Origin of the sequence: Catellatospora paridis, from assembly GCF_009720365.1 — a bacterium.
Taxonomy (GTDB): Bacteria; Actinomycetota; Actinomycetes; order Mycobacteriales; family Micromonosporaceae; genus Catellatospora; species Catellatospora paridis.
The window spans coordinates 107,773-130,507 of record NZ_WBZD01000038.1 but is presented as its reverse complement, the minus strand read 5'-3'; the positions used below and the strand labels follow the sequence as shown (position 1 = coordinate 130,507).

At 71.4% G+C, this 22,735-nt stretch carries 20 protein-coding genes; 15 read left to right on the top strand and 5 right to left on the bottom strand.

All coding sequences use genetic code 11. The annotated features are described in order from the left end of the window. Positions 1–25 precede the first annotated feature (25 nt). The 5 genes from F9C41_RS36795 (at position 26) to F9C41_RS36775 (ending at position 5,852) form a co-directional block, all read left to right on the top strand. Entirely contained in the window at positions 26–1,282 is a 1,257-nt protein-coding gene (locus F9C41_RS36795; protein ID WP_155391466.1) for a hypothetical protein, read from the top strand. A gap of 101 nt (positions 1,283–1,383) precedes the next feature. Continuing rightward, entirely contained in the window at positions 1,384–2,256 is an 873-nt protein-coding gene (locus F9C41_RS36790) for a sulfotransferase family protein (protein ID WP_230690280.1), read from the top strand. A gap of 97 nt (positions 2,257–2,353) precedes the next feature. Continuing rightward, a complete protein-coding gene (locus tag F9C41_RS36785) occupies positions 2,354–3,976 on the top strand; it encodes a lipopolysaccharide biosynthesis protein (protein ID WP_230690279.1) in 1,623 nt (540 codons plus the stop codon). A 114-nt stretch (positions 3,977–4,090) separates the two neighbouring features. Further along, entirely contained in the window at positions 4,091–4,843 is a 753-nt protein-coding gene (locus tag F9C41_RS36780) for a class I SAM-dependent methyltransferase (RefSeq protein ID WP_155391465.1), read from the top strand. 1 nt (position 4,844) lies between these two features. Then, entirely contained in the window at positions 4,845–5,852 is a 1,008-nt protein-coding gene (locus F9C41_RS36775; protein ID WP_155391464.1) for a glycoside hydrolase family 26 protein, read from the top strand. A gap of 109 nt (positions 5,853–5,961) precedes the next feature. Here the strand turns inward: F9C41_RS36775 and F9C41_RS36770 are convergent, their stop codons facing one another. Next, on the bottom strand, positions 5,962–6,768 hold the full coding sequence (locus F9C41_RS36770; RefSeq protein ID WP_155391463.1) for a WecB/TagA/CpsF family glycosyltransferase: 807 nt from the start codon (positions 6,766–6,768) through the stop codon (positions 5,962–5,964). 88 nt (positions 6,769–6,856) lie between these two features. Here F9C41_RS36770 and F9C41_RS36765 point away from each other — a divergent pair, with 88 nt between their 5' ends. The 6 genes from F9C41_RS36765 to F9C41_RS36740 all read left to right on the top strand — a co-directional run bounded on the left by F9C41_RS36765 (position 6,857) and on the right by F9C41_RS36740 (position 13,366). After that, complete coding sequence (locus F9C41_RS36765) at positions 6,857–7,819, top strand: sulfotransferase domain-containing protein (protein ID WP_155391462.1); 963 nt, start codon at positions 6,857–6,859, stop codon at positions 7,817–7,819. Further along, positions 7,816–8,907 (top strand): glycosyltransferase family A protein, encoded by a 1,092-nt coding sequence (locus F9C41_RS36760; protein ID WP_155391461.1) that lies wholly within the window; start codon positions 7,816–7,818, stop codon positions 8,905–8,907. The genes F9C41_RS36765 and F9C41_RS36760 overlap by 4 nt, the downstream gene beginning before the upstream one ends. 138 nt (positions 8,908–9,045) lie before the next feature. After that, entirely contained in the window at positions 9,046–9,801 is a 756-nt protein-coding gene (locus tag F9C41_RS36755) for a DeoR/GlpR family DNA-binding transcription regulator (RefSeq protein ID WP_155391460.1), read from the top strand. Further along, positions 9,798–10,826, top strand: a complete 1,029-nt coding sequence (galT, locus tag F9C41_RS36750; protein WP_155391459.1) for a galactose-1-phosphate uridylyltransferase — start codon at positions 9,798–9,800, stop codon at positions 10,824–10,826. Before F9C41_RS36755 ends, galT begins: the two co-directional genes overlap by 4 nt. 10 nt (positions 10,827–10,836) lie before the next feature. Next, positions 10,837–11,823: an alpha/beta fold hydrolase gene (locus tag F9C41_RS36745; RefSeq protein ID WP_230690278.1), complete on the top strand. Its 987-nt coding sequence runs from the start codon at positions 10,837–10,839 to the stop codon at positions 11,821–11,823. Positions 11,824–11,989: 166 nt separating this feature from the next. Then, complete coding sequence (locus F9C41_RS36740; RefSeq protein WP_155391458.1) at positions 11,990–13,366, top strand: CysS/YqeB C-terminal domain-containing protein; 1,377 nt, start codon at positions 11,990–11,992, stop codon at positions 13,364–13,366. A gap of 174 nt (positions 13,367–13,540) precedes the next feature. Here F9C41_RS36740 and F9C41_RS36735 read toward each other — a convergent pair whose 3' ends face one another. Continuing rightward, positions 13,541–14,758 carry an NADP-dependent isocitrate dehydrogenase gene (locus tag F9C41_RS36735; RefSeq protein ID WP_155374186.1) on the bottom strand — a complete coding sequence of 406 codons (1,218 nt, stop codon included), beginning with the start codon at positions 14,756–14,758 and terminating at the stop codon, positions 13,541–13,543. A gap of 165 nt (positions 14,759–14,923) precedes the next feature. On the opposite strand from F9C41_RS36735, the gene F9C41_RS36730 reads away from it, so the two are divergent. Beyond that, positions 14,924–15,526 (top strand): hypothetical protein, encoded by a 603-nt coding sequence (locus F9C41_RS36730; protein ID WP_155391457.1) that lies wholly within the window; start codon positions 14,924–14,926, stop codon positions 15,524–15,526. A gap of 51 nt (positions 15,527–15,577) precedes the next feature. Here the strand turns inward: F9C41_RS36730 and F9C41_RS36725 are convergent, their stop codons facing one another. The 3 genes from F9C41_RS36725 to F9C41_RS36715 form a co-directional block, all read right to left on the bottom strand. Beyond that, positions 15,578–16,252, bottom strand: a complete 675-nt coding sequence (locus F9C41_RS36725; RefSeq protein WP_155391456.1) for a uracil-DNA glycosylase — start codon at positions 16,250–16,252, stop codon at positions 15,578–15,580. 191 nt (positions 16,253–16,443) lie between these two features. Then, positions 16,444–17,394 (bottom strand): malate dehydrogenase, encoded by a 951-nt coding sequence (gene mdh, locus F9C41_RS36720; RefSeq protein WP_155391455.1) that lies wholly within the window; start codon positions 17,392–17,394, stop codon positions 16,444–16,446. 124 nt (positions 17,395–17,518) lie between these two features. Beyond that, positions 17,519–18,382 carry a bifunctional methylenetetrahydrofolate dehydrogenase/methenyltetrahydrofolate cyclohydrolase gene (locus tag F9C41_RS36715; RefSeq protein WP_155391454.1) on the bottom strand — a complete coding sequence of 288 codons (864 nt, stop codon included), beginning with the start codon at positions 18,380–18,382 and terminating at the stop codon, positions 17,519–17,521. 596 nt (positions 18,383–18,978) lie between these two features. Between F9C41_RS36715 and F9C41_RS36710 the strand changes: the two genes are divergently transcribed. The 3 genes from F9C41_RS36710 (at position 18,979) to F9C41_RS36695 (ending at position 22,731) form a co-directional block, all read left to right on the top strand. Next, entirely contained in the window at positions 18,979–20,607 is a 1,629-nt protein-coding gene (locus F9C41_RS36710) for a peptide ABC transporter substrate-binding protein (protein ID WP_155391453.1), read from the top strand. A gap of 216 nt (positions 20,608–20,823) precedes the next feature. Further along, positions 20,824–21,750: an ABC transporter permease gene (locus F9C41_RS36700; protein WP_155391451.1), complete on the top strand. Its 927-nt coding sequence runs from the start codon at positions 20,824–20,826 to the stop codon at positions 21,748–21,750. Between the two features lie 12 nt (positions 21,751–21,762). Continuing rightward, positions 21,763–22,731: an ABC transporter permease gene (locus F9C41_RS36695; RefSeq protein ID WP_155391450.1), complete on the top strand. Its 969-nt coding sequence runs from the start codon at positions 21,763–21,765 to the stop codon at positions 22,729–22,731. Positions 22,732–22,735 lie beyond the last annotated feature (4 nt).

The window sequence follows — 22,735 nt, the reverse complement described above, 5'->3', positions numbered from 1 at the left end:
GCGAGCGCGAAGACGGGCACACCCCGTGACGGCGATCGACACGGCCGCGGGGCAGGTCGCCACCGGCGACGCGCAGCTGCGCGGACAGTACCTGCGCGAGGTGCTGGAACTGCTCTACCCGGGCTGCTCCACCGCCGCCGAGGGCCGCCGCGTGGTCGAGTACCTCGCGATCCCGGACGCCCGCCGGTGCAAGCTGCTGGTGCCCGCCGGCTCACGCCGGGTCGCCGCCGCCGCGGTGCGCCGTTTCAGCGAGCCGCAGGGGCGGCTGGGCCGGCTCAAGCGCGACGCCGTCGCCATGGCTCTGCACTCCGGCGCGTGGTCGGCCCTGGTCCGCGACCGGGTCCGGTTGACCTCGCCGGACGGCGCGACGGACACCGTCGACCACTTCCTGTCCACGGCGCTGGGCACTCCGTTGCAGGTCAGCATCCATATCGGACCCGCACGCGCCAACCGCAAGCCGGTCCTGCAGCTGCTCGACCCCCGGGGCCGCACCATCGGCTTCGCCAAGTTCGGGGTCGGGCCGCTCACCCGGCGGCTGGTGCGCGCCGAGACCGCGGCTCTGTCCGCGCTGTCCCACGTGCGGCTGCCCGACATCGTGGTGCCGAGCATCCTGCACGCCGGCCAGTGGCGGGGCATGCAGGTGCTGGTGCAGTCCGCGCTGCCGGTGTGGGAGCCCCGGGTGCCGCTGTCCGGCGTCCGGCTGCAGCGCGCCATGGCCGAGGTCGCGGGCGCCTGCGGGCTCACCCAGGGCTGGCTGGCCACCAGCCCGTACTGGGCGGACCTGCGCAACCGGCTGTGCCAGCTCGTCGCCGACACGCCCGAGGGCTCGGGCCGGGCCGCGACCGAGGTCTCGCAGCTGTTCGAGGCCGCGCGCACGCTGGTCGAGCACGCCGCCGAGCTGAACCTGCGCTACGGCGCGTGGCACGGCGACTGGGCCCCCTGGAACATGGCCAACGTCGCCGGGGCGCTGCTGATCTGGGACTGGGAACGTTTCACCCCCGGCGTCCCGCTCGGCTTCGACGCCGTCCACTTCGAGCTGCAGCGGCAGATCCAGGACGGGGTCGACGCGCAGACCGCGGTCGAGTCCACGGTGCGGCAGGCCCCGGCGCTGCTCGCCCCGTTCGACGTGGCGCCCGGCAGCGCCGAGATCGTCGCCCTGCTGTACCTGGTGGACCTCGCCACCCGATACCTCAGCGACCGCCAGGCCGAAGCCGGGGCCCGCCTCGGCGTCACCGGCACCTGGCTGCTGCCGGTCCTGATCCGCAAGGTCCGGTCCCTCTAGATGATCCCCGTTCCGGATCCCGTGCGGTCGACGTCGCCCCGGCGGCGCCCGCCGCACCAGATCCGGAGCAGGCCCCGCGCCAACCCGCCCATGGAGAGCCAGTGAAGACGTCGAACGTGCCCGAGTCGGTCAAGCGGGTGGTCCACATCGGCTCCCGCTCGGTCGGCTGGATGACCTCGGGCGCGCGCATGCTGCCGTCGTTCCTGATCTGCGGCGGCCAGCGGTGCGGCACCACCTCGCTGTACCGGGCGCTCGCCGCGCACCCCGCCGTGCTCAAGGCGGTGCTGCACAAAGGTGTGCACTACTTCGACACCAGCTACCACCGCGGCCGGGCCTGGTATCAGGGCCACTTCCCGCTGCGCCGCACCGCCGCCCGCGTCGAGCGGGAACTGGGCGTGCCGCCGCAGACCTTCGAGTCCAGCCCGTACTACCTCTACCACCCGCACGCGGGCGCGCGCATCGCCCGCGACCTGCCCGACGTCAAGCTGATCGTGCTGGTCCGCGACCCCGTGGAGCGGGCCTACTCCCAGCACGCGCACGAGGTCGCGCGGGGCTTCGAGACCGTCACCGACTTCTCGCAGGCGCTCGACCTGGAACCGGCCCGGCTGCGCGGGCAGCGCGAGCGGCTGCTCGCCGACCACCACGCCTACTCCTTCTCGCACCAGCACCACGGCTACCGCTCCCGCGGCGAGTACGCCGTCTACCTGCGACGGCTGGCCGAGCAGGTGGGGCGCGACCGGATCCTGGTGGTCGAGAGCGAGCGCTTCTTCGCCGACCCCCGACCGACCTACGACGAGGTGCTCGCGTTCCTCGGTCTGCCGCAGCTGAGCTACCCCGAGTTCGAGCAGCACAACGCCCGGCCCCGCAGCGCACCCATGCCGGCCCGGCTGCGCGCCGAACTGACCGCCCACTACGCGCCACACGATGCCGAACTGGCCACCTGGCTGGGACGTACGCCGAGCTGGCGCGCATGAAGGCGCACTGGGCGCGGGTCGGGCCGCCGCACCGCGTCAGCGGGCACGGCGCACCCGCCGCCTCTCCCGCTGCCCGCCCGCGTCGCGAGGGCAGGCCGTGACCGGCCGGCTGACCGCGCCGCCCGGCGCGAACGCACCCCACCAGACGGTCCCGCCCCAGGCGACGGCCGGGCCGGCGACGGACCGTGCCGCCACCGAGATGTCCGGGTTCGCCCGGGGCGGGGTCGCCAACCTCGCGGGCGCGGCGCTGGCCGCGGTGGCCGGGGTCGGGGTCACCTGGCTGGTCGCGCGCGGGCTGGGTCCGGCCGCGGCGGGCTCCTTCTTCGCCGCCACCTCGGCGTTCGTGCTGGTCGGCGGCGTTGCCCGGCTGGGCACGACGACGGCGCTGGTCTACTGGCCGGCCCGGCTGCGGGCCCAGGGGCGGCCCGAGCTGATCGGGCCGTGCCTGCGCAGCGGGCTGGTTCCGGTCGCGGTGCTCGGCCTCGTGCTGGGCGTCGCGGTATGGCTCACCGCCGCGCGCTTCGTGCCCGAGTACGCCGGCCCGCTCACCATGCTCGCCCTGTTCCTGCCGGTGGCGGCGCTGTCGGAGGCGCTGCTCGCGGCGACCCGCGGCTACCGCATGATGCGGCCCACCGTGCTGCTCGAAAAGATCATGCGGCCCGCCACCCAGCTGCTGTGCGTGGGCTCGCTGGCCGTGCTGGCCCTGTCCGACATCATCTCCCCGCCGTCCACCTGGGCGCTGGCCTGGGTGCTGCCGTACGTGCCGGGGGCCGCGATCGCCGGCTTCCTGGTGTGGCGGCGCTGGCACTCCGAGCCGACGCTGACCCGCCGCGACCGCGCCGCCGCCCGGATCGAGGGGCGCACCGTGGGGCGCGCGTTCTGGCGCTACACCGCCCCCCGCGCGCTGGCCAACGCCGCGCAGACCGCGCTGCAGCGGATCGACGTGCTCATGGTCGCCGGGCTGGCCGGGCTCGCCCCGGCTGCCGCGTACGCCGTCGCGGGCCGTTTCGTCGTGCTCGGCCAGCTCGCCAACGGCTCCATCGCGCAGGTGGTGCAGCCCCGCCTCGCCGAGACGCTGTCGGTCGGCGACCAGGAGGGCGCGCTGCGGCTCTACCAGACGGCCACCGCCTGGCTCGTGATGATCAGCTGGCCGCTGCACCTCGTCGTGGCCTGCTACGCCGACCTGTACCTGGGGCTGTTCGGCCCGTCCTACACCGCCGCCGCCCCCGCGGTGCGGGTGCTGGCCGCGGCGATGCTGATCAGCACCGGCTGCGGGATGGTCGACATGGTGCTGTCCATGGCCGGGCGCACCACCTGGAACCTGATGAACGTGCTGCTGGCCCTGGTCACCATGGTCGCCATCGACCTGGTCGCGATCCCCCGGCTCGGCGTGGTGGGCGCCGCGATCGGCCTGGCCGCCGCGGTCGCGGTGAACAACCTGCTGCCGCTGGCCCAGCTCGCCACCTCGCTGCGGCTGCACCCGTTCGGTTCCGGCACGCGCACCGCGATGGCGCTGGCCGCCGGCAGTTTCGGCGTGCTGCCCTGGCTGGTGCGCCTGGTGGTGCCGAGCCAGCCGATCGGCGCGGGCGCCGCCCTGGTGCTGGCCGCCGGGGTCTACCTCGGCGGGCTGCGCCGCTTCCAGGACCGGCTGGGCATCCCGGCCCTGCTCGCCGCGGCCCGTCCCGGCCGCCGCAACAACGTCAAGGCCGCTGGTGAGTAGTACTCCGAGAGCCCTCGGCGGGCCGCCGAGACGACTCACCAGCGGAGCTCCGCAGAGGTAGCGGAGCGGGAGCACCGACAGCACCACTCAGAGAAGAAAAGGAACACGAACCGCATGCGCGCCGACTACACCGAGATCTTCCAGGACGAGGCGACGGTCGAGAAGTACGAGCACGTCGTATACGCCCCGGACAGCTACGCCTCGGCGATAAATCGGCGCCAACGCGCCTACCTGCGCCGACTCGCCAAACGGGCCTTCCCCTACCGCCGCCCGGTGCAGCACGACTTCGCCTGCGGCACCGGCCGGGCCATCCGGATCCTGCACGGACTGGTCCGTGGCGCGCACGGCTACGACACGTCGGCGGCAATGCTGGCCAAGGCCGAGGAGGTCGGCGCGTACGCCGAGCTGCACCACGTGGCCGCCGAGGGGGAGGTGCCCGACCCCGTGCCGACCGAGGTCCCGGCCCTGGTCACCATCTTCCGGCTGCTGCTCAACGTGGACAACGACGTCCGCGAGCGGGCCATCGCGTTCTCCGCGAAGGTGCTGCCCAACTACGATGCGGGCCTGCTCGTGGTGGAGAACCACGGCAACCGGCACTCGCTGCGCCACCTGCGCCACGCCCGGCACACCGGCTCGCCCTGGTTCGCCGAACTCGACCACACCGAGGTCGCCGAACTGCTCGACCGGCACGGCTTCACCATCGTCGAGCAGCGCGGCTTCGCCCTGTTCACGCAGGGCTGGTACGGCCGGCGCGGACTGCGCACGCTGGCCAAGCTCGTCGACGACTTCGTCGCCCGCACCGGCTGGGGCGGCACCTGGGCCGTGAACGTGCTGTACGTGGCGCGCCGCACCCGGCCAGTCGACTGACATGCCGGCCGGCCGGCCCAGCGCCGCAGCCCGCCTGCTGCGCATCCTGACCGGGGTGGCGGCCGTCGCCACGCTCGCCACGTGCGGCTCCCCGCCCCCGGCCGACCGCGGCATCGCGGTGTCCCCGCCGCCCGGCTCCCCCGTCGCGCCCGTCGCGGCGGGCGGGCCGGTCGCCGCCCCCGCGACCGGCGCGCTGCTGGGCGCCTGGGTCCGCCCGGACAGCCTCACCCAGGCCGGCCGGGTCGCCGGTGTCGCCGAGTTCGAGCAGGAGCTGGGCCGCCGGCTCGACGTCGTCAACACGTACCGCCGCCTGCGCGAGGAGTTCGGCACCAGCTCGGACCGGACCTTCCTGGACTCCGGGACGACGCTGATGTTCAGCTGGACCGGCGGGCCCAGTGCCGAGGTGGTCCTCGGCGACCACGACGACGAGATCCGCGAGCACGCCCGCCAGGCCCGGGACCTGGACGTGCCGGTGCTGCTGCGGCTGCGCTGGGAGATGGACCGGCCCAACCTGGTCGCCGAGGTCGGCTCACCCGAGGAGTACGTGGCCGCTTGGCGGCACACCCGCGCCCTGTTCACGGCCGAGGGCGCCGACAACGTGTCCTGGGTGTGGTGCCCGACCGAGGAGGGCTTCGCGGCGGGCCGCGCCCAGGACTTCTACCCCGGCGACGACCAGGTCGACTGGACCTGCGTCGACGTGTACGCCGGTTCCGAGCTGGTCCCCCTGGGCACGCTGCTGGAACCGTTCCTGCGCTGGGCCGCCGCCCGCCCGCACCCCATCATGATCGGCGAGTACGGCGTCTCCCGGGCCTGGACCGCCGCCCAGCGCGCCGACTGGCTCCGCGACGCCACCACCGTCTTCCGCCGCAACACCCAGATCAAAGCGGTCCTCTACTTCGAGTCCAACCCCGACAACCGCACCCCCGCCGGCGAGTTCGCCCTCCGCCCCGACCGGGCCCCCCTCACCGCCTTCCGCGAAACCGCCCACGACCCCCACTTCCGCCGCTGACGAGCCGGCCGCCGAGTTCGGCGTTGATCATGAACTTATGGCACGGCTCGACGGCGCGTCGCGGCCACAACTTCATGATCACCTGGGTGCGATGGGAAGGCGCCCTTCCTTACCTACGGCGGAGGGCGGCGGTGGCCAGGAGGCGGGCGGCGTACGGGAGGTCGCGGACGAGGTAGCGGCCCGCGAGGCGGCCGGGTTCCTGGGCCAGGCGGTGGGCCCATTCGAGGCCGCTGCGCTGCATCCAGATCGGGGCGCGGTGCAGTTCGCCGGCGACGAAGCCGATGGCCGCGCCGCAGCCGATGAACCAGCTGAAGGGCAGCTCGGCGCGCAGGTCGGAGATGACGCGCTCCTGCTTGGGGAAGCCGAGGCCGACGAAGACGAAGTCGGGTTTGGCCTCGATGACGTCGGTGTACACCTCCGCGCACCGGTCCGGGTCCAGGTCGAAGCCGAACGGCGGGGCGACCTGGCCGGCGATGCGCAGCCCGGGGCAGCCGGCGGCGAGCACCGACGCGGCCTTGACCGCGCCGTCGGTGCCGGTCTCGTCGGGCGGTGTGCCGCCGAGCAGGTACACCGAGCGGCCGGCGCGGCCGAGAGCGGCGGACAGGCTCCAGATGAGACCGGAGCCGGTCACCCGTTCGGGTAGCGGGGTACGAGACAGTTTGCTGGCCCAGACCAGTGGCATGCCGTCGGCGACGACCATGGTCGCGTCCTCGAGGAAGCCGCGGATCTCGGCGGCGCGCACGCCCCGGCCGGAGGCCAGCCGCATGATGTCGACGTTCGGGGTGAGGATGCGTCCGCCGTCGCCGCGATCGAGGGCGGCGATCACTCTTTCGGCCACGGCCTCCTCGGTGACGGCGTCGAACCAGGTGCCGGCGAGGTGGACCTTTCGCCCATAAACTGTCCCCGTAAAAGCCATGAATTCAGACAATACAGACCAATAACTCTGTTCGGTCGTTATACCGCACGAGGCGAGTCGCGGACCGGCACGCCGCAGTGGGGGATGTATGACGACCAGGGTTCTATTCGTCGGTGGGCTCGGCCGCAGCGGCACGACCCTGATCGAGCGCGTGCTCGGCGAGCTGCCCGGTGTGTGCGCTCTCGGCGAGATCGTCCACCTCTGGCAGCGGGACCTGCGCGACGACGAGCGCTGCGGCTGCGGGGAGCGGTTCAGCGGCTGCGACTTCTGGCAGCGGGTCGGCATCGCCGCCTTCGGCGGCTGGCACCGGGTGGACGTGCACCGCATTCTGGCGCTGCGCGACCTGGTCGAGCGCACCCGGCACATCCCCCGGCTGGCCGGGTCGAGCCGACTGGCCAAGGACTTCACCGCGCTGGTCACCGAGTACGCCGACTACTACGCGCGCATCTACGCCGCGGCCGCCGAGGTGTCCGGGGCGCGCGTGGTGATCGACTCCTCCAAGCACAGCGCGCTGGCGCACTGCCTGCGCTGGTCGGACGCGGTGGATCTGCGGGTGCTGCACGTGGTGCGCGACGCCCGCGGGGTGGCCTACTCGTGGACCAAGACGGTGGCGCGCCCGGAGACCGACGGCGCCGAGGAGATGACGCGCTACGCCCCCACCCGCAGCGCGCTGCTGTGGAACGCGCACAACGCCGCCTTCGGGCTGCTGCGCCGGCGCGGCGTCGCCGTGCGCCGGGTGCGCTATGAGGAGTTCCTGGCCCGGCCCCGCAACAGCGTGCAGCGCATCGCCGCGTTCATGGGGCTGGACCCGTCCGTGATGGACCTGGGCTTCGTCTCCGGCGACGCCGTCGAGCTGTCCCTCGGCCACAGCGCCGCGGGCAACCCGATGCGGTTCACGGTCGGGCGCATCGAGTTGCGCCGCGACGACGCCTGGCGCCGGCAGCTGCCGCCGCGCCAGCGCGCCCTGGTCGGGGCCGTGTGCGCGCCGCTGCTGCGGGCGTACGGCTACCCGCTGAGCAGCACCGCTGAGATCGTGGGAGCGCACCGATGAAGTACAAGCTCAACACCGGCCGGTTCGACGGCACCCGCGGCGCACGACCCGTCGCCGCAGGCAGCACCACGGCCGTCAACACGCGGGCCGGCCGGCCGGCGGCAGCCGGCGCGCAGGCAGGCAGGCCGACGGCAGGCGGCGCGGCCGCGGACGCCACGTCGGCGGAGCGCCGCGACTGGCCCGCGGTCGGCGTGGTCATCCCCACCCGCAACCGCCCGGAACTGCTGCGCAAGGCCCTCGACGCGGTACGCGCGCAGGACTACCCCGGCCCGCTGCGGGTCATCGTGGTCTTCGACCAGGCCGAGCCCGACCTGCAGCTGGCCACCGCCGACCACCGGCCGGTGCTGGTGCTGGCCAACTGGCGGCAGCTGGGCCTGGCCGGGGCCCGCAACACGGGCATCGCGGCGCTGGACACCGAGCTGGTGGCGTTCTGCGACGACGACGACCTCTGGCACCCGAGCAAGCTGCGCCGCCAGGTCGACGCCCTGGTGCGTACGCCGGACGCGGAGTTCGCGACATGTGCGATCGAGGTGGAGTTCGAGGGGGTTCCCCACCCCCGGCTGGCCGGCACCGACGCGGTGACCGTCGAGCACCTGGCCCGCTCCCGGATGTCGATGCTGCACTCGTCGGGTTTCCTGGCCCGGCGCGAGGCGCTGCTGGAGTCCGGCGTCATCGGCCCGGTCTCCGAGGACGCCCCGGGCAGCCAGAACGAGGACTGGGACCTGCTGCTGCGGGCCGCCCGCCGGCACCCGATCGTGCACGTCGACGAGCCGCTGGTGCGGGTGCTCTGGGGCCGCAGCAGCTTCTACGCGTACGAGTACTCCACCAAGATCTCTTCGCTGCGCTGGATGATGGCCCGCCACCCGGAGATCTCCGGCTGCCGACCGGGCGCGGCCCGGGTCTACGGCCAGCTGGCCTGCTGGTCGGCGGCGGCCGGGGACAAGCGGCAGGCCTGGCGCTGGACCCGCGAGACGGTACGCAACAACTGGCGCGAGCCGCGCGCCGCGATCGCGCTGGCCGCCCTCACCGGGGCGGTCAAGGTCGAGACGGTGCTGACCGCGCTGCACCGGCGCGGGCACGGCATCTGAACGCGTTCGCACAGTCACACCTGCACCGATCACCACGTTCCACCGTTGCCCGTGCGCGTCCGCGTACGATACGGTGTTGAACCTTGTTGGATTTCGGTGACTTAGGCTCCTCCGGGGGCCGACAGGTGAGGAGACGGGATGCTCGCCCCGCAACGCCAGCAGGCGATCCTCGCCCAGGTACGCCGCTCCGGCGGGGTGCGCGTGGCCGACCTCGTCGCCGAGCTCGGCGTCTCCGACATGACCATCCGTCGCGACCTCGAGGTGCTCGCCGAGCGCGGCCTCGTCGTCAAGGTGCACGGTGGGGCGACCTCACCCCCGTCCGGCGTCGCCGACGAACCCGGCTTCGCCGCCAAGGCCGAACGCCAGCGTACGGAGAAGGCGAAGCTCGCCGAGGCCGCCGCCGCCCACGTCGCCCCCGGCAGCGCGATCGCGCTCTCCGCGGGCACCACCACGGTGCGGCTGGCCCAGCGCCTGGTCGAGATCCCCGGGCTGACCGTGGTGACCAACTCCATCCCGGTCGCCGACGTCTTCTACCGCTCGGGCCGCCCCGACCAGACCGTCGTGCTCACCGGCGGCACCCGCACCCCCTCCGACGCGCTGGTCGGCCCGATCGCCGTCGCCTCGCTGCGCGACCTGCACGTCGACCAGCTGTTCCTCGGCGTGCACGGGCTCAGCGTGGAGGCCGGGCTGACCACGCCGAACCTGCTCGAAGCCGAGACCAACCGGGCCCTGATCGCGGCCACCCGCCGCCTGGTCGTGCTCGCCGACCACACCAAGTGGGAGACGCTCGGCATCGCGTCGATCGTCCCGCTCAGTGCCGTCGACCTGCTCATCACCGACGCGGAGCCGCCGGTGGACGTCAGCGAGCTCACCGTTGTGGAGATGACCCCATGAAACGCACCAGCACCACGATGGCCGACGGCCGCGAACTGATCTACTTCGACGAGCACGACGACGCCGTACGCGCCATGGTCGACGACCGCGAGCTGCCCCCGCCGCCCCCGCCCGCGCAGCTGCGCTTCGACCCGCTCACCGAGGAGTGGGTGGCGGTCGCCGCGCACCGGCAGACCCGCATCTTCCTGCCGCCGACCGAGGAGTGCCCGCTCTGCCCGACGCGGGGCGCGTTCCGCAGCGAGGTGCCCGCCGACGACTACGACGTGGTCGTGTTCGAGAACCGCTTCCCCTCGTTCTCCGGCGACGCCGGGCGCTGCGAGGTGGTCGTCTTCTCCCCGCAGCACGACGCGTCGTTCAAGGACCTGCCCGTGTCGCGGGTGCGCACCGTGCTGCGCGCGATGGCCGACCGCACCGCCGAGCTGTCCGCCCAGCCGGGCGTCGAGCAGGTGTTCTGCTTCGAGAACCGGGGCGTCGAGATCGGCGTGACGCTGCACCACCCGCACGGGCAGATCTACGCGTACCCGTACGTCACCCCGGTCACCCGCCGCTACCTGGAGGCGGCGCGCAAGTTCCGGGACGAACAGGGCGGCAACCTCTACGGCGACCTGCTGGCCCGCGAGCGCGAGGACGGCTCGCGGGTCGTCGCGTCCAACGAGCTGTGGACCGCGTTCGTGCCGTACGCGGCCCGCTGGCCGTACGAGATCCACCTCGCCCCGCACCGGCAGGTCCCCGACCTGGCCGCGCTCACCGAGGCGGAGCTGGACGCCTGCGCGCCGCTCTGGTCGGAGATCACCCAACGGCTCGACGGGCTGTTCGGCCTGGCCATGCCCTACATCGCGGGCTGGCACCAGGCCCCCGTGCACGCCGACCGCGACCTCGGCTACCTGCACCTGCGCCTGATCAGCTCCCGGCGCGCGCCGGGCAAGCTGAAGTACCTGGCGGGGTCGGAGTCGGCGATGGGCGCGTGGGTCAACGACATCGCGCCGGAGCAGGCGGCTGCTGCGCTCAGGGCGGTTTCCCTCTAAGTTCGTACATGTGAACGACACCGAGGTCCGCCAAGTCGAGGTCGAGGTCGAACCCAGCGTCCGGCTCAGCCTGCGCCACCGTGCCACGACCAGGCCCAGCACGACGGACACGGCCTCGGCCGGTCGAGGCCGGAGCAGGCCCGGCACGGTTTCCGCCGGTCAGGACGTGAGCAGGCCCGGCACGACCGGCGCGATCCTGAGCGGTCACGGCACGGCCGGACCCGGCACGCGGGCATCCGGGCCGACACCCTTCCTGCTGGTCCATGGGCTGTCGTCGAACGCCCGGCTGTGGGACGAGGTGGCGGCCGCACTCGCCGCCGCCGGGCATCCGAGCTGGGCGGTCGACCTGCGCGGGCACGGCGAGTCCGACGCGCCGGAGTCCGGATACGACACGGGCACCGCCGCCGCAGACCTGGCCGCCGTGATCACCGCACTGGGCCTGGCCCGGCCGGTGGTGGTGGGGCAGTCGTGGGGCGGCAACGTGGTGGTCCGGCTCGCCGCCAAGCACCCGGAGCTGCCCGGCGCGATCGGCCTGGTCGACGGCGGCTGGATCGACCTGCACGCCACCTTCCCCGACTGGCAGTCCTGCGAGCAGGCACTGCGTCCGCACGACATCGACGGCAGGCCCGCCGCCGCCATGCGGCAGTGGCTGGCGTCGGGCCATCCCGACTGGTCGGACACGGCCCGGGAGGCGACGCTGGCGAACATGCGGCTCAGGCCCGACGGCACCGTGGAGCGGCGGCTGACCATCCCGAACCACCTGGAGATCCTGCGCTCGATGTGGGACGGCCCGCCCGGCCCCGACCTGCCGCTGGTCGCCGTGCCCGCCCTCCTGCTGCCCGCGCTCGGCCCGCAGGACGACCGCGCCGAGCAGGTGCGCCGGGCCGCGGCGGCGCTGCCCGACGCGACCGTGCGCTGGTATCCCGGCGGCGACCACGACCTGCACGCCCAGCACCCGGACATGATCGCCGCCGACCTGCTCAGCCTGGTCGCCTGATGACCCGCCGTGGTCACGGCAGACCTGCTCGGCCTGGTCGCCCGATGACCCGCCGCGGTCACGGCAGACCTGCTCACCGCTCGCGTGGGCACCACCCCACCCGGGCGGCGACCTCGCGATCGACGCGATTCCCGGCCCACCCCCGCGGCCGGCGGAAGGAGACGGCGTGACGAAGCTGCTCGTGGTCATGGGGTCCGGCGAGACCACCCCCACCATGATCAAGCCGCACCGGCAGTTCTTCGACGCGCTGCGCGGCGAAGCGCGGGCGGCCCTGCTGGACACGCCGTACGGATTCCAGCTCAACGCGGACGAGATCAGCGCGCGGGCGGTGGGCTACTTCGCGCAGAGCGTCGGCCGCGCCGTGGACGTGGTCTCCTGGCGCCGCACCCCCGCGCCCGGCCTCGACCGCGAACGCGCGCTGGCCGCCCTGCGCGGCGCGAACTGGATCTTCGCGGGTCCGGGCTCGCCGACGTACGCCCTGCGCCAGTGGCGCGACACCGAGCTGCCGTCCCTGCTCGTCCAGGCCGAGGTGCTCGTCTTCGCCAGCGCCGCCGCACTCACCCTCGGCTCGCACACCATCCCCGTGTACGAGATCTACAAGGCCGGCGCCGACCCGCGCTGGGAACCCGGCTTGAACCTGTTCGAACAGCTCACCGGCGTGCCGGCGGTGGTCATCCCGCACTACGACAACGCGGAGGGCGGCCACCACGACACCCGCTTCTGCTACCTCGGCGAACCCCGCCTGGCCCACCTCGAACGCGAGCTCCCCGACGACACGGTGATCATCGGCGTCGACGAGCACACCGCCCTGGTCTGCGACCTCGACGCCCGCACCGCCACCGTCCTCGGCAACGGCACCGTCACCCTGCGCCGCCGCGGCCGCAGCACCGTCTACCCCACCGGCACCGTCCTCCCCCTCCCCACCGAGGAAAGGAAGGGCACCTTCTTAACGGAATACGTAGAGGAAGGGCACCTTCTTAACGCCGGCGGCACCTTGAGCGGCGGCGGCGTTCCCCGCGCTAGGGGCCCGATCGGCGCTGGCGGCAAAGCGCCGGCCGGCGTCGCGGCGGGCGGCAGCGGATCCGTCGGCACGGCGGCCACGCTGCGGGAGGCGGCCGACGAGGCCGAGGCCCGCTTCTCCACGGCACTGGCCGAGCGGGACGTCGACGGTTGCGTCGCGGCGGTGCTGGAACTGGAGCAGGCGATCACCGACTGGGGTGCGGACACGCTCACCTCCGACTCCGGCGAGCACGCGCACGGCCTGCTCCGGGGCATGATCGTGCGGCTCGGTGCGCTGGCGGACGGCGGCGACCCGACCCCACTGCTCACCCCGCTGGTGGAGGCGCTGATAGGACTTCGCGAGAAGGCCCGCGAGCAGCGCGACTGGGCCACCGCCGACCGCGTCCGCGACGCCCTGACCGCCGCCTCCATCGAACTGCGCGACACCCCCGACGGCCCCGTCTGGCTCCACACCCCCAAACTCGACCTGCGCCGACTCCCTTGGCAGCAGCACAGCCTCGGCGATGCGAAGCCCGCGGCTTGACCGATGTCCCGTGTCAAAAAATACGGTCCGACCCCACCTTCTGGGCGTAAAAACAGTGCCGACCCGCGGACTGCGGGCCGGCACTGTTTGGGAAGGGACATTCAGGCGGGACTCTTCTGCTGTTTCACCTGGTCAAACGATCGCAGGCGAGGCAGGAGACGGCTCCGGCGGAAATCAGGCGCCGAGGCGGCGGGCCAGGTTGGTGTCGAGGGTGTTCATGAACTCCTCGGTGGTCTGCCACGGCGCGTCGCGCGAGATCAGCAGCGCGAGGTCCTTGGTCATCGCGCCGCCCTCGACGGTCTCGATGATGACCTGCTCCAGCGTGTCGGCGAAGTTGGTGACCGCCGGGGTGCCGTCCAGCTTGCCGCGGTGCGCGAGGCCACGGGTCCAGGCGAAGATCGACGCGATCGGGTTGGTCGACGTCTTCTCGCCCTTCTGCCACTGGCGGTAGTGCCGGGTGACGGTGCCGTGCGCGGCCTCGGCCTCGACGGTCTTGCCGTCGGGCGTCATCAGCACGGAGGTCATCAGGCCGAGCGAGCCGAAGCCCTGCGCCACGGTGTCGGACTGCACGTCACCGTCGTAGTTCTTGCAGGCCCAGACGAACCCGCCCTCCCACTTCATGGCCGCGGCGACCATGTCGTCGATGAGGCGGTGCTCGTAGGAGATGCCGGCGGCCTCGAAGTCGGCCTTGAACTCGGCCTCGAAGACCTCGGCGAAGATGTCCTTGAACCGGCCGTCGTACGCCTTGAGGATGGTGTTCTTGGTCGACAGGTAGACCGGGTAGTTGCGGGCCAGGCCGTACCGCAGCGAGGCGCGCGCGAAGTCGCGGATCGACTCGTCGAAGTTGTACATGCCCATGGCGACGCCGCCGTCGGCGAAGTCGGCGACGGTCAGCTCCATCGGCTCCGAGCCGTCGGCCGGCTGGTACGTGATGGTGACCTTGCCCGGGCCGGGGACCACGAAGTCGGTGGCCTTGTACTGGTCGCCGTGGGCGTGACGGCCGATGACGATCGGCTTGGTCCAGCCCGGCACCAGGCGCGGCACGTTGCTCATGATGATCGGCTCGCGGAACACGACGCCGCCGAGGATGTTGCGGATGGTGCCGTTCGGCGACTTCCACATCTTCTTCAGGCCGAATTCGGCGACGCGGGCCTCGTCCGGGGTGATGGTGGCGCACTTGACGCCCACGCCGTGCCGCTTGATGGCGTTCGCGGAGTCGATCGTCACCTGGTCGTCGGTGGCGTCGCGGTGCTCCATGCCCAGGTCGTAGTACTCCAGCTCCACGTCGAGGTAGGGCAGGATCAGCTGCTCCCGGATCTGCTTCCAGATGATCCGGGTCATCTCGTCGCCGTCGAGCTCGACGACCGGGTTGTTTACCTTGATCTTCGCCATCGCGAGGGCGCTCCTTAAAACCTTCGGCGTCCGGCGCGGAAGGCCGGGCGGCGGTCTCGTCTAGCAGTACGAGCGTACTGCAGGATCGACCTGCCGCAACTGCCAGGGTCGGTGCCCCACCTCACGGGACCGCGCGAGTTGAGCCGCACCGTTACGCTGCCCGCCGTGACGACCGACGAACGCACTTCGGCACCCACTCCGGCGATGTGGCTGACCGGCGTCGCCGTGCTGGCGACCCTGGGCCTGTTCTACCTGCTGCGCGACCTGCTGCTGCCCGCGCAGACGTGGGCCCTGGCCGACGTGCCGACCACCATCACACTGGTGCTCGCCTGGACGGTCGTCGCGTTCCCGGCCCTGTGCCTGGCGATCAGCACGTTCGCGGTGACCGCGCGCCCGCTGCGCCGACCGTGGGGCCACCTGGCCTCCGCCGGGATCCTGCTCGCCGTCGCGCAGCTGGCCGTCCTGACCAGCCGCCACCGCCCGCTGGACCGGGGACGATACCGGCCCGAGTCACCGGAGCACCGGGCGGCGAGCCACACCCCCGCGGGTGAGGCGCTGTCGGAAGGGGCCATGGGCGCGCTCGCCGGGATCGCGGTGTGGGCGCTGCTGTTCATCGTCGCCCACTGGGCCTGGCGGCGGTCGCGCGGTCAGCGCGGACCGATCGTGCCCAGCCTGTTCGACGTGACCCCGCAGTATCGCCGGATGCTGGCCGTGGGGTCGGCGGCCGGTGCCGTCGCCGGGCTCGCGGTGGCGCTGCTCCGGCACTGACCTGCCGCGCCGCGGCGTCCGGAAACCGGCTTCGCCGCGGCGCGGGATGCCTCAGCCCCAGGTGATCTCACCGCGGCCGGCGTCCTGCAGCGCGGCCTTGATCTGCGAGAACGGCTTGCTCCCAAGGAACCCCTTCTGGTTCATCGGGCTCGGGTGCCCGGCCTGCAGCACGACGTGCTGCGGGTTGCGCACCAGCACGGCCTTCTTGCGGGCGTAGGACCCCCACAGCACGAAGACCACCCGGTAGGGCGAGTCGTTCACGGCCTTGATCGCGGCGTCGGTGAACGCCTCCCAGCCCTGGTTGGCGTGGCTGTTCGGGGTGCCCGAGCGCACGGTGAGCACCGCGTTGAGCATCAGCACGCCCTGGGCGGCCCAGCCGGTCAGGTCGCCGTTGCGCGGCGGCTCGACGCCCAGGTCGTCCTTGAGCTCCTTGTACACGTTGCGCAGGCTCGGCGGCACGGTCACGCCGGGGCGCACGCTGAAGCTGAGGCCGTGGGCCTGGCCGGGCTTGAAGTAGGGGTCCTGCCCCAGGATGAGCACCCGGGTGTGCGCGGGTGAGGTCAGCCGGAACGCCGTGAACAGGTCCTCCTGCGGCGGGAAGACCGGACCGGCGGCGTATTCGGCCTCCACGAAGGAGGACAGCTTCGCCGTGGCGTCGAGGTCCAGGTGCGGCTTCATCACGTCGCGCCACTCAGCGGGCAGCAGTTCGAGCAGGTCCAATGCCATGCCGGACACCTTAACGCCCACATCCGACACCCGCGCGCGCAAGCCCGCGGGTCCCACGGACCGCCGCGCGGCCCCAAACCACGCCCGCGAACCCGCCGCCCGCGAAGCCACAGCTCGCCCCGGCGGCAGATGTCAGGAAGGGCACCTTCCATAACGCGGAGCGTTAAGAAGGTGCCCTTCCTTTGACTTGGTCAGAGGCCGGCTACGTCGGCCTGCTTGGCGCGGACGGCCTCGGCGGCCTCGTTGAGGCCCGCGAGCTCCGACTCGGTGAGGTCGGTGATGACGACCTTGCGCGCGCCGGTGGCGCCGATCTCGGCCTCGACGCCCAGGTAGACGCCGGCGATGCCGTACTCGCCGTCGACCCACGCGCAGACCGGCATGACCTCGCCGGAGTCCTCCGCCACGGCCTTGGCCATGCGGGCGGCGGCGGCCGACGGGGCGTAGTACGCCGAACCGGTCTTCAGCAGCGCCACGACCTCGGCGCCGCCGTTGCGGGTACGGGTGACCAGCTCCTCGATCTTGTCAGCGGGCAGCAGCTCGGACAGCGGCTTGCCGTTGACGGTGCAGCGTGAGGGCACCGGCACCATGGTGTCGCCGTGCGAGCCCAGGGTCAGCGTCTTCACCGAGCCGACCGGGACCTTCAGCTCCTCGGCGACGAAGTGCGTGAAGCGGGCGGTGTCCAGCATGCCGGCCTGGCCGATGACCCGGTTCTTCGGGAACTGGGTGGCGATCTGGGCCAGCGCGGTCATCTCGTCGAGCGGGTTGGACACCACGATGACGACGGCGTTGGGCGCGTGCTTGGCGACCTGCTCGGCCACCCCACGGACGATCTTGGCGTTGACGCCGAGCAGGTCCATGCGGCTCATGCCGGGCTTGCGCGGCAGGCCGGCGGTGATCACGACGATGTCGGAGCCGGCGATGGCCTCGTAGCCCGAGCCGTCGACACCCGTGGTGGCCCCGACGACCTTGGTCTCGAAGCCCTCGATGGAGCGGGACTGGTTGAGGTCCAGGGCGAGGCCCTCGGGCTTGCCCTCGATGATGTCGGTCAGCACGACGGTCTCGAAGACGTCGTACTCGGCGAGGCGCTGCGCGGTGGTCGAGCCGTAGAAACCGGCGCCGACGACGGTGACCTTCTTGCCCATTGGCACATACTCCCTGCTGGCGGATGTCTGGTGGTAACCAGCACAGCCCTGTGACGAAGGTGTAACGATCCGCACCATAGTCCGCACCGTCTATCGACGGCCTGTCGGGTGCGGCCGATGTGGGCTAGAGCGCGGACTCGGCCTTCTCGACCACGTTGGTCAGCAGCATGGCGCGGGTCATCGGCCCTACCCCGCCCGGGTTCGGCGATACGAACCCGGCCACGTCGAAGACGTCCGCATGCACGTCCCCGACGATGTGCTTCTTTCCGTCCGGGCCCTCCACCCGCGACACGCCGACGTCGAGCACGGCCGCGCCGGGACGGACCAGGTCCGCGGTGATGATGCCGGGCACCCCCGCCGCGGCCACCACGATGTCGGCCCGGCGGGTGTGCGCGGCGAGGTCCTTGGTGCCGGTATGGCAGAGGGTCACCGTGGCGTTCTCGGTACGCCGGGTGAGCAGCAGGCCCAGCGGGCGGCCCACGGTGACGCCGCGGCCGACGACGCAGACCTCGGCGCCCGAGATCGGCACGTGGTGCCGGCGCAGCAGCTCGACGATGCCGCGCGGGGTGCAGGGCAGCGGCGCGTGCACGCCCAGCACCAGCCGGCCGAGGTTGATCGGGTGCAGCCCGTCGGCGTCCTTGTCCGGATCGATCAGTTCCAGCACCCGCTGCTCGTTCAGGCCCTTCGGCAGCGGCAACTGGACGATGTAGCCGGTGCACGCGGGGTCGGCGTTGAGCTCGGCGACCGCACGCTCCACATCGGCCTGACTCGCGTCGGCGGGCAGGTCGCGGCGCAGCGAGGCGATGCCGACCTCGGCGCAGTCGCGATGCTTGCCGTTGACGTACCACCGCGAGCCGGGGTCGTCGCCGACCAGCACCGTGCCCAGACCCGGGGTGATGCCGCGGGCGTGCAGCGCGGCCACCCGCGTCCGCAGATCCGCCTTGATCGCCGCCGCGGTCTCGGTGCCGTTGAGGATCGTCGCCGTCATGCCGTCGATCCTGCCATCACCGCTTCGATCACCTGAAACCAGGACATCCCGTCCGGACGGGCCGAGCCGCTGCCCGCGAGCGCCTCGCATGATCGACCGACTTGCCGGGCAATGGGGCGTATGTGCCGCGGCGATACGCCCGTTTGCCAGGCAAATTCGAGGATCATGGCGCACTGGGGGCTAGCGGCTGCGATGACCGCGGTCGATCATTTGGCCCCTTAGCTGCGCAACTAACTCTGGGTAACAGTGGGATAGATCACCGCGTGGCCTTGGTTGCAGGATCTTCCAGCATCCGGGACGCCATAACGGGCTAAATCGGGCTGCCGACAGTCCCACTATGTGACCGACGACTATTGCCCTGGTCACGTGCCGAATCGGGCATACTGACTTAGTTCCGCCCATATGGCAGGCTGCTCTCTAATACCAGAGTCGGGACAGGATCCGCAAGTACTCCACCCGTAGACTGTTGCGAATCTGCAACTCGTGGGTTTGGTGCCGGGCCCGGCTTCGTCCTACCTTTGCCGGACGTTGCACTGCGTGACAACGGCTGGTCAGCCTGCCGTCGTGAGGTGTGACGTAGGAGATGAGGAGGCTCAATGCAGGTCCGTAGGCTCGCAGCCTGGGCTGCTCTCCCGCTGGTTGTCACTCTCGGCCTGTCGGCCTGTGGCAAGAGCGGTGGCAGCGACTCGGGTGGCGCCAACCCCAATGGTGTGGTTTCCATCGGCATCGCCGAACCGAAGCACCTGATCCCGTCCAACACCTCGGAGACCAGTGGCTCCCAGGTGCTGGCGGCGCTGTTCGCCCCCCTGGTGGACTTCGACGAGGCCAACAAGCCCTTCGAGGTGGCCGCGCAGGAGATCAGCACCACCGACAACAAGACCTGGACGATCAAGCTGAAGGACGGCTGGACGTTCCACAACGGCGAGCCGGTCACCGCCGACAGCTACATCAACGCCTGGAACTACGCGGCCTACGGCCCGAACGCCCAGGACAACAACTACTTCTTCGACAAGGTCGAGGGTTACAAGGACCTCAACCCGGCCGACGCGAAGACCACCCCCACGGCGACCACCCTCACCGGTCTCAAGAAGGTCGACGACAAGACCTTCACCGTGACCCTGAGCGCGCCGTTCAGCGAGTTCAAGTCGCAGCTGGGCTACACCGCGTACTACCCCCTGCCGAACTCCGCGTTCGAGAGCATCACCGCCTCGCCGCTGGTGATCGCCAAGGCTTACGAGGACGCCCCCGTCGGCAACGGCCCCTTCAAGATCAAGGGCACCTGGCAGCACGACGCCCAGGTCGAGGTCGAGAAGTACGACGGCTTCGCCGGCACCAAGCCGACCGTCGGCGGCGCGCTGTTCAAGATCTACCAGAACAGCGACGCCGAGTACGCCGACCTCCAGGCCAACAACCTGGACGTGGTGAAGCAGATCCCGACCGCCGCGCTGTCGACCGCCCAGGGCGACCTGGGTGACCGCTACATGACCAGCCCGGCGTCGACCCTGCAGGTGCTGGCCTTCCCGACCTTCGACAAGCGTTTCGCGAAGGCGGAGGTCCGCAAGGCGATCTCCATGGCGATCGACCGCGAGGAGATCGCGAACAAGGTCTTCCAGGGTTCGCAGAAGGCCGCCTACTCCTTCGTCTCCCCGGTCGTCGCGGGTTACCGCGACAAGACCTGTGGCGCGGCGTGCGAGTTCAACGCGACCGAGGCCAAGAAGCTCTACACGGAGAACGACGGCCCGAAGTCGATCAACATCACGTACAACGCCGACGGTGGCCACCAGGAGTGGGTCGACGCGACCTGCAACCAGCTCAAGGCCAACCTGGGCGTCGAGTGCGTGGGCACCCCCGAGGCCAAGTTCGCCGACCTGCTGACCAAGGCCAAGGCGAAGAAGGAAATCGGCATGTTCCGCATGGGCTGGGTCATGGACTACCCGTCCATGGAGAACTACCTCGGCCCGCTGTACTCCACCGGTGGTTCCTCGAACTACTACGGCTACAGCAACCCCACCTTCGACAACCTGCTGAAGGAGGGCTCGGCCGCGCCGACCCAGGAAGAGGCGATCAAGAAGTACCAGCAGGCCGAGGACATCCTCGCCCAGGAAATGCCGGTCCTTCCGCTGCGCTTCGGCCAGAACGTCTTCGGTCACTCGACCAACGTCAAGGACGTTCACATCGACCTGTTCAACCGGGTCGACCTCAACAAGATCCAGATTGTCAGCTGAACCCTGACGGTCGACTGACGGTGGTGGGGGGGGGGCCCGGGGGGGGGCGCCCCCCCCCCCCCCCCCCCCCCCCCCCCCCACCGCGCCCAGACCCCTCGCCCCCGGCGCCCCTGACCGGACCAGGCGCACCACCACCACGTCGACCGCGGCCCCATGGTACGAAGAACACGGATATTTCGTGCCAATAGGGCTGCCTGGTGAGAGAAGAAATCGACGATGTTCCGCTACCTTGTGCGGCGCTTCCTCCAGATGATCATGGTATTCATCGCGACCACGTTCATCGTGTACTCGCTGATGTACCTGACCGGAGGCGACCCCATCCAGGCCCTGGCCGGCGAAAAGCCGGTCACCGACCTGCAGCGCGCCCAGCTGACCGTGAAGTACGGACTGGACCAGCCATTCCTGGTCCGGTACTGGAACTACCTGACCGACCTGCTGCACCTTGACTTCGGCACCACCCTGACCGGGCGCTCGATCAAGGACATCCTGCTGGACGCCTGGCCGGTCACCATGCAGCTGGCGCTCATCGCCATCCTCGTCACGATCATCTTCGGCGTCACCGCCGGCGTCATCGCGGGCATCCGCCGCGGCAGCATCTTCGACAACGCCACCCTGGTCCTGACGCTGATCGTGATCGGCATCCCCTCGGTCGTGCTCGCGCCGCTGTCGCAGTACCTCTTCACCATCCAGTGGAAGCTCTTCCCCACCACGGCCAGCGGCAACCCGACGTGGTACGAGCTGCTGCTGCCCGGCATCGTGCTGGGTTCGCTGTCCGTCGCCACCGCGATGCGGCTTACCCGCGCCTCGGTCAGCGAGAACCTGCGCGCCGACTTCGTGCGCACCGCCCGCTCCAAGGGCATGCCCGGCCGCCGGGTGATCGGCATCCACGTGCTGCGCAACTCGCTGATCCCGATCGTGACCTTCCTCGGCGTCGAGCTCGGCAGCCTGATGGCCGGTGCGATCGTCACCGAGAGCGTCTTCAACGTCCCGGGCGTCGGCTTCCAGCTCGCCCGCGCCCTGAAGACCGAGGACACCCCGCTGGTCATCGGCATCGTCAGCGTGCTGGTGATCGTCTTCCTGGTGGCCAACCTGATCGTCGACCTGCTCTACGCGGTGCTCGACCCGCGCATCCGGTACGAGTAAGAGGTTCCTGACATGACCGACTTCGAGTCCGTGGCCGCAACCGAGCTGCACACGGCCACCCCCGGACCGGCCGGCGATCCGAACGCGCCCGGCCAGCCGCACACCCTTGAGGTGTCCAAGCCCCGCAGCGCCAGCGCGGACGCCTGGCGCGAGCTGCGCCGCCGGCCGCTGTTCTGGATCGCGCTCGTGATCGTCGCGCTGATCCTGCTGATCGCCGCCTTCCCGTCGCTGTTCACCTCGGCCGACCCGACCACGTGCGCGTTGCGCAACCGCATGGGCGCCCCGTCCGGCGCGGCCATCTTCGGGTACGACGTGCAGGGCTGCGACGTGTTCGCCAAGGCCATCTACGGCACCAAGAACTCGCTGCTGGTCGGCACGGGTGCCGCCCTGCTGGCGGGAATCCTCGGCATGGTGCTGGGCATCACCTCCGGCTACTTCGGCGGCTGGTGGGACGGCGTCGTCTCCCGGATCATCGACATCGTGCTGGGCCTGCCGCTGCTGCTGGCCGGCATCGTGTTCATGAAGCGGGTCACCAACGCCGGTGGCGGCCAGACCGCCATCCTGCTCGCGCTGATCGCCATCCTCGGCCTGCTCGGCTGGACCACCGCGGCCCGCGTCATCCGCTCCTCGGTGATCACCGCCAAGCAGCAGGACTACGTGCATGCCGCGAAGATGCTGGGCGCGGGCAGCGGCCGCATCATGTGGCGGCACATCCTGCCGAACTCGCTGGCGCCGTTCATCGTGATCATCACCATGGCGCTGGGCTCGTTCGTCGCCGCCGAGGCCACGCTGTCCTTCCTGGGCATCGGCCTGCGGCCCCCGGCCCAGTCCTGGGGCATCGAGATCTCGACCGCGCGGCTCTACATGCGGGAGAACGCCGTCCCGCTGATCGTGCCGTCGACGTTCCTGGCGCTGACCGTGCTCGCCTTCATCATCCTGGGCGACGCGATCCGCGAAGCCTTCGACCCGAAGCTGCGGTGACACC